5 protein-coding genes and 1 pseudogene are annotated in these 7842 nt (G+C 40.9%); all 6 read right to left on the reverse strand.

From position 1 onward, the window contains the following. Positions 1 to 337 precede the first annotated feature (337 nt). Positions 338 to 820: a hypothetical protein gene (locus ACG2E4_RS17955; protein ID WP_395262509.1), complete on the reverse strand. Its 483-nt coding sequence runs from the start codon at positions 818 to 820 to the stop codon at positions 338 to 340. A 5-nt stretch (positions 821 to 825) separates the two neighbouring features. After that, positions 826 to 882 (reverse strand): annotated as a pseudogene (locus ACG2E4_RS17960) (hypothetical protein); the annotation flags it as partial. A gap of 302 nt (positions 883 to 1184) precedes the next feature. Continuing rightward, entirely contained in the window at positions 1185 to 1559 is a 375-nt protein-coding gene (locus ACG2E4_RS17965; RefSeq protein WP_395262505.1) for a transposase, read from the reverse strand. A 196-nt stretch (positions 1560 to 1755) separates the two neighbouring features. Next, a complete protein-coding gene (locus ACG2E4_RS17970; RefSeq protein ID WP_395262506.1) occupies positions 1756 to 3369 on the reverse strand; it encodes an arylsulfatase in 1614 nt (537 codons plus the stop codon). A gap of 37 nt (positions 3370 to 3406) precedes the next feature. Continuing rightward, positions 3407 to 4843 (reverse strand): RagB/SusD family nutrient uptake outer membrane protein, encoded by a 1437-nt coding sequence (locus ACG2E4_RS17975; RefSeq protein ID WP_395262507.1) that lies wholly within the window; start codon positions 4841 to 4843, stop codon positions 3407 to 3409. A 104-nt stretch (positions 4844 to 4947) separates the two neighbouring features. After that, positions 4948 to 7842 (reverse strand): SusC/RagA family TonB-linked outer membrane protein (locus ACG2E4_RS17980; RefSeq protein WP_395262508.1); only part of this gene is annotated, 2895 nt, incomplete at its 5' end.

The following is a 7842-nucleotide window of genomic DNA, read 5'->3' on the forward strand; positions in this document are numbered from 1 at the left end:
TCCGGCGATCACCTACCTAAACTGGCACAATGACCTCCGAAACGGATGGCACAACATGGCCGAAATGGGTGGCACAATGATCTCCGAAATAGCCAATAATGAATGAAGGAGTAAGAATCACTGTTGTCCGGTAAACTTTACGAAGACTAATAGAAACAACCTTCAGAGTGTCTCCACCTCGTTTTTGTTGACTGATCTGTTTACGAGCCCCCCTTGTTTTCTAATGTTGGAAATAAAGATACCCCGTAGCTTTGTTGCCGTTTTGCTGCAAAAGGGCTTTGGTCGGATCGGCCAGGAACGTCCCCAGCTGGACATAACTAGTCGATCCTTAAGAACTCTAAATTGGTTGATATGGATTAATACGGATCAGATACATGCAAAGCAAACGCAAGGATTTGGCCCTCTCTCGAACCCACTGCTCCATCCATTTCTTCAAGCTCCACCCGGCCGCGGCCAGATAGGCATTGATCTGAAACGATGTGTTCCCGTGCAGATAGTTCTGTCCCATACGATGGTCCGTTTTAAGATGTCCGATAATCGCTTTGATGCCCGCCCGGCGGCGAAACCGGCGGCGCATCCGCCGCCTCTTGGCCTCACTGTCGGAGGCTTTGGGGTTGTCCGGGGTGGTAATCTTAACGCCCAAGGCCTGTTTGACCCGTCCGTCCAGCTCGTGAATGGCTACCGAGTAGGCGAAAATCTTGGCGACCCCTTCCTGGCCAATACGGCCTCGAAAGTGAACAAAATCGCTGGGATCGCTGGGAAAGGTGTGCTGGAAATAGACCTCCCCGCAAAATATTGCATGTAGGTATTCATCACCCAAGCCTCCGCCAGGGTATCATCCCTGTAGTCGTAGATGCGTTTGAGCAGCAGACACCCGACCATAAAGCGGAATGGGCATGGCCGGTTGCCCGGTGTGGCTGTAATGGGCGGCAAAGGCCATCTTCAAACCAAGACCAATCCATACGGTCGGCCAGCACAGCTAAGTCTTGATCCGGATCGATGAAGTTCTTAAGTAAGGGGCGAAAGGCATCACGTTGGCCTGCAACGGGAGAAGTACCTGTCATAAATTGCAAGGTTTTGGGCTGTTTTGAACTGTTTCCTTGCAAAACAAGATACAAAATATTCCCCTTTTAAACCTCTAAACCATTGATTCATATTAACTTAGAAAGGTTCTTAAGGGTCGACTAACTAAAACAATGCAGGCGAATCATCGCCCGCAGATTGGCATAAGACCACCGACGGCGGTGCGAGCGCTGCAGCACCTGTATCAGCAGGTCGGCGATCAGCGCACACCAGACCTGTATTTTAATCGCATTGGGGGAGTCGCCCAAAAAGTACCGAAGCGGCCAAGCCCCTTTAATGCGTTTAAAGACCCTCTCGATATGCCACCGCTGGCGATAGATGCCCGCTATTTGGGTAGCCATCAGTGAGAACAGGTTCGTCACAAAACGGAAGGAACGGCCGGACTGGCTATCATAGAAGCTCACCAGATGGGCCTCAAACCGGGTTACGTTGGTGTGGGTGGTGTGTCCCAGCATGACCCGCTGGTCGGACAGCACGCCCCCCCGACCCGTTCAGCTTTGCTGACCGGGAAGTCCTGCAGCAGCTCCAGGGCTGCATTGGACCGCAGCCGGCTGACAAAACCAATCTGGTGGTCCTAACTTCTTTGGCCGGTATTGGGAAAAGCAGTTGATGTTCTTCAACATTAAACATTTCAGAAGTTACTCTATTTAATCGTTTAACATAGATATTAAGTCAAGGTTGTTTAGCCTGTTTTCTAAACTTTTCTTGTAATTTATTCCAGAGAGTAGCCATACTATCAACAAGTGATGGTTTTAATTTTGCAATGTTGTACGTTTCACCACGATCAATGGCTAAATTATATAGTTCCCACTGGTTGCCAGGTGCAGAGAGCAGTTTCCAGTTATCCACTCGAACGGCTCTATGATTGGCATGATTGAAGAAAATATTGTCTCGATTTATAGTTTGTGCATTTTCAAAAACAGGAATGAGACTTTTACCAGGTAATTTCGGTTTCTGAGATTTAGATGATTCAAAATTCGTATTTTCTATTCCTGCTAAGTCAAGAATGGTCGGTACTAAATCAATTACATGGCCAGGAGTATTGTGCAGCTCACCTTTAGATTTAATTCCATCCGGCCAATGAACAATTAGTGGTGTAGCAATACCACCCTCATGAACCCACATTTTATGTCTTCTAAATGGAGTATTTGAGGAACTAGACCACCCAGGTCCCAAGCAAAGAAAAGTCTCTCCTGAACCCATAGCTGCTTCACGATCATGGCCTTCGCCACGGATCATAATTGTTGCATCTGCTCCATTGTCAGACAAAAAGAATATTATTGTATTTTCTAGTTCGCCCATTGACTTAAGTTTACCAACTAGACGGCCAACTTCATGATCCATGCGACTTATCATTGCCGCATGTATGGACATTTTTTTGGCCTGAAACCTTTTTTGTTGTTCTGTAAGATTTTTCCACGGAACAGCATGCTCTATTTCTCCAGGCCCAAGTGCATTGAATATTCCTGTATTCAAATAATACGGCGTTACATCTGGCTCTAGTTGTGGTAATGGATTATCTGAAATTCCCATTTTTTTAAGGCGTTTCCATCGCTCTGTTCGAATGGAATCCCACCCTACCATGTATTGACCCTCATATTGTTTTATATCTTCCTGTGGTGCTTGGAGCGGAAAATGAGGAGCTGTATAAGCTAAATAAAGGAAAAAAGGATTATTCTTATAATTAGCTTCGTGATCTTGAAGAAATTCAATAGCATAATCAGTATAGTCTGTAGTAGTATAATAGTCGCTATTGGGTTCAATAGGAGGCTGGAGATCATCGTCCCTATAATGGGTTTCAGGATAAAAATATCGATTATGATCGCGTAGCCAATGGGAATGATCGAAACCTCCATCTGCAACAGGCTTTGAAGCAGTTCGTATATGCCATTTACCTGAATGATAGCTTCGGTAACCTGCACGATCTAAATAATGGGGTAGCAGCTTTGCCCACGAAGGACCATTACCGTCAGAATCTCTTACCTGCTGATAATAATAGCCCGTTAACATGCTAGTTCTTGTTGGCCAACAACGGGATGTATTGTAGAATTGAGTAAACCGTAAACCATTGTTTGCCAATTTGTCAATATTTGGAGTTTTAATTTCACCACCATAAGATCCTAAATCAGAGAATCCCATATCATCTGCAAGTATTATTACAATATTAGGAGGTTTTTGATCTAACTCAGAATCTTTAGCGTAGGTATTACCTATTAGCAAGCCTGAGCTAAAAACCCAGAACCATCCACACAGTAGTCCTATAGAATATATTTTAATTCCAGTCATTTAAAAGAATGGTTTAAATTGATTAATTTAATTTTATTTACCAACCTGGATTCTGCTGAATATGAGGATTTAAATTGATCTCTCTTTCCGGTATGGGATATATGAGCTTAAAGTCCTCTATTATATAAACAGGTTGACTAGTAAAATGTGGCTGTAAATCTTTGACCTCTTCGCCATGTTGCATCATTGTCTCTATAGCTCTTCCTGTCCTTAATAAATTGAACCACCGATGATTTTCGAATGCAAGTTCTACCCTTTGCTCTTGATAAATTGCTTCTCTGAATTCTGACTGAGAAAGACCTGTAGCCAACGGATCGAGTCCAGCTCTTTGACGAACCTGATTTATATAACCATACGCTTCGCTGATAGGCCCGTCAACTTCATTTATTGTCTCAGCCATCATAAGTAGGACATGAGCATATCTGTAGACTGGCCAATTTCCATTCGTAGCTCCGCGCACAGAGTGTGGATGATCAACCTTTTTTACATAGAGCAATGTATCCCCAATTGCAATACCGTGTTGACCATTACCAGGGTCAACATAAAATCCAATGGATGCTTCCTTTCTTTCATCTCCGGATTCGTAGGCCTCTAACATGTCTCGAGTAGGTATATTTAAACCAGCCGGTGTGCCTGCATTATCACCTGTGATTTCTGACCCAGAATTGTGAGGAGCAAATGAATAAATAAAGCTATTGCCTAAACCTACATTAGTTTCCAACTCTGCATAATTAACAGCAAAAATTGACTCTTGATTATTTTTATTAGCAGGGTCATATATATCAGAATAATCTGGAAGCAATCCATACCCTAAATTCATAATTATTTCTAACTCTTCAGCGGCTGAAGAAAAGTTTTGCCTTGTCATGTATACATCAGCCAGTAAAGTTCTTGCTGCTCCCTCTGTAGCTCTTCCCTTATTTTCATTTGAGTAGGATTCTGGTAGTAATTCCGCGGCATCACTGGCATCGGTAATAATTTGATTATAAACCTGTTCAGTACTAGCTCTTTCTTCCAGCGTTGAAAAAGCCTGGTCAGGTGACCGAACTTGATCAAGGACTAGGGGTACACCCCCGAAGAGTCTTACCAAACTAAAATAGTACAATGACCGTAGAAACTTGGCCTCACCCATAAGTTGATTTTTCAGATCACCACTGCTGAACTCAACCTGTTCTATGTTATTTATAACCAAATTGGCCCTTTGTATACCTTGATAAACATCCTGCCAATAAGGTGCTAAGTTTTGATTAGAGGGACTCATTACGAATTCATCTATTAACCATGTAGGATGGTGTCCAAAATTAGATGAGTTATACTGATTTATTGTATTGTCAGAGCGTACTTCTGAAAATTTCCATTGATTATTATACATATCTTGCAATTTTGCATAGGCTGCAATAACAGTTTGATCAACTTGTTCCTCATTCTCAAAAAACTCTGTCGAACTGATAAAGTTAGCAGGTTGTGAACTCAAAAAATCATCACAGCTTACTGCGAAAAAGCTTATTGATATTATTACGAAGAATAGGACGAAAAAATAGAGTTTACTTTTAGTGGTAATCATGAGGGTAAATAAATTCAAAAGTTAATATTAATTCCGAATTTGAACATTCTGGCAATAGGATAATTTCCATTTCGAGTTTGACCAGGTTGGAGTGGATCATTCGCCAGTACGGATTCTTCTGGATTCTGTATATCAGTATTAGATATCCAGAGATTGTGTACATTCAAGTATGCTCTTAGTTCATTAGCACCCATTGAATTAAGAAACCCGATTTGATTACTACTAAATGTGTGTCCAAGCGTTATATTTCTAATCCATATGTGAGAATTGTCCTCGACCCAGACACTTTTGTTGTATCTATGTACAATATTATTGTATGAAATTGCTCTGGCGTGAATTCCATCACCAGGGTTCTCCGGTGACCTCCACCTATTTTGGGCTTCTGCGGTTACATTAAATATTCCCATCAAATTCCAGTGATCTTCACGATCTGTTCTCAAAGTTTCCCCACCTTGAGAACCCGTTACTGAAACACTAAAATCAAAATTCTTATAATTTAATGAACTATTTAAACCCCACGTAAAATCAGGAAATGCATTACCTATTCTTACAAAATCGGTAAATGGATCTGTTCTTCCGTCGCCATTAACATCTTTATATCTCCACTGCCCAGGTATAGCATCGCCATTGGGTATATGATTTTGGATCTCTTCCATCGTGTTATATATACCTTCAACCTCGAATCCATAAAATTGGCCAATAGGATAGCCCTCTTCCGTTATATGTTGTCCTTGACTTACGGGAGCAAGTATTGGACTATCTAGTTTTGTTACTTCGTTTGAGTTGTGAGCAATATTAAAACTCAAATCCCAGTTAACGATAGAATTTCTTACTATTGTCGAATTAACTTCGAACTCTATGCCTTGATTGGTGACCTCTCCTCGATTAACAACAGCCTCATTAAATCCAGAAGTAAATGGAGTTTCAATATTTAGGAGCATATTACTAGTTATTTTTTCATATGCATCCAAGGTGAAATTTAACCTGTCTTCAAGCATGCTCATATTCAAACCGAGATTTACCTGTTGCACTTCTTCCCAACCCAAATTTGGATTTCCGAGGTTAGTGACAGTTCTACCAGAAACTTCTTGGCTATTCAATGTATAATTAGCTGTGCTTACCGTTCCTAAATGAGAATAATTACCAATATTAAAATTACCTGATAACCCATATCCCCCTCTTATTAATAGATTATTGAATAAGTTAACTTCTCTCATAAATTTTTCTTCAGAAATTCTCCAACCGACAGAGAACGAAGGGAAACTACCCCATCGGTTATCGGCTCCAAATCTCGAGGAGCCATCTCTTCTGATTGTAGCTGTTATTAAATATTTATCTTTAAAATCATAATTAATTCTACCTAATACCGAAACTAAACTCCATTCGCCAATATTAGTATTACCACCAATGGTAGGTGCAGCATTAAAGGTTCTAATTTCATTGTCAGGAAAATTAGTAGCACTAAAATTTCCGACCTCTATTGTTTCTTGCTGAATAGAGAGCCCTGCTAATGCTCTAATATTATGATCTCCGTAAACTGACTCATAGCGTATTGTATTCTCATTAAGCCAGTTTAAAGTCTCTTGATCGGTAAATCTGGCGTTAGCAGCAGTGGGTGGAGATCTAAAACCAACACCAACAGTTGTAGGTTTAAAAAATTCTGTTTTGGCATTATTCCAGTCAACGTTAAATGTTGATCTAAGTGTTATTCCACTATAGACTTCATATTCTGCATATGTATTAACTATCGATCTTTTTCTGCTAAGTTCTTCATCCACTTCCTTTAATTTTAATACTGGATTTACAAACGGTAACATCCCAGCTCCCGTTATCATAGATGTTAATGTACCGTCGGATTTTCTGACCGAGGCAATTGGATTTACAAGAAAAGAACTGGCAATTGCACTGAATCTACCCGGCTCATCTACTTCTGGTGCTAATTTTTGATTCTCTAAAGAGGGAGCAATTCTCAAACCTACACTAATATTTTCACTCAGGTTGGCGTCAATATTGGCTCTCAAGTTGTATCGTCTATACCCTGTCTCAAGAACTGTTCCTCTTTGATCCATAAAGTTTGCAGACACCATTGCTCTTATTGTTTCATTACCAGTACTTATGCTGAAATTTTGTTCATGCATAATGGCATTTTCAAAAATTTGATCTTGCCAATCGGTTCCTTCACCATATTGCTCAGGATTCCTATACATTTCCGGTATATCCTGCTCTGTAGGTTCTCTTCCTTGGTTGAAGCGAATATTATCTTGCATTCTCTCTTTCATGAATTGGGCCCATTGACGAGCATTCATAACTTCGACCATACCTCTCTCCCTTACACTTTGAATTCCAATAGAGCTATTCACCTGTATTTGTGTTTGTGGAGTCCCTTCTTTGGTAGTTATTAAGACAACCCCATTTGCTCCCCTAGAACCGTAAATAGCTGTAGCAGAAGCATCTTTTAATACTTCAATAGATTCTATTTGACTCGGTGAAATACTGTTAAGAGGGTTGGATTTCGTATTTGGAGAATTGGGTATTGGGAATCCATCTACTACAAAAAGCGGATCATTACCTGCTCCAATAGATCCGATACCCCTAATACGAATGGAAGGCCCACCTCCTGGAGTCCCACTCACATTCTGCACCTGTACTCCAGCTACTTTACCAGTAATTGCCTGGTCAACTCCAGTTACTGATGTAGACTCAATATCTTCTGTAGAAATAGAACCAACTGAGCCAGTAACGTCTCTTCGCCTTTGTGTGCCGTAACCAACAACAACCACATCTTCCCCAACTACTGCCTGGGATGTTAATACTGCGTCAATTTGTGTTCTCCCATTGATTGGAACTTCCCGTGTTTGATAACCAATGAACGAAAACACAAGCGTATCTTGAAGACTATTAACTGGCAG

The organism is Halalkalibaculum sp. DA384, assembly GCF_043951955.1.
In the GTDB taxonomy this organism is placed as follows: domain Bacteria; phylum Bacteroidota; class Rhodothermia; order Balneolales; family Balneolaceae; genus JAMQKA01.

Bases quoted from the DNA above. Each gene is read 5' to 3' on its own strand.
- ACG2E4_RS17970 (WP_395262506.1), bottom strand. From the start codon at position 3,369: ATGACTGGAATTAAAATATATTCTATAGGACTACTGTGTGGATGGTTC.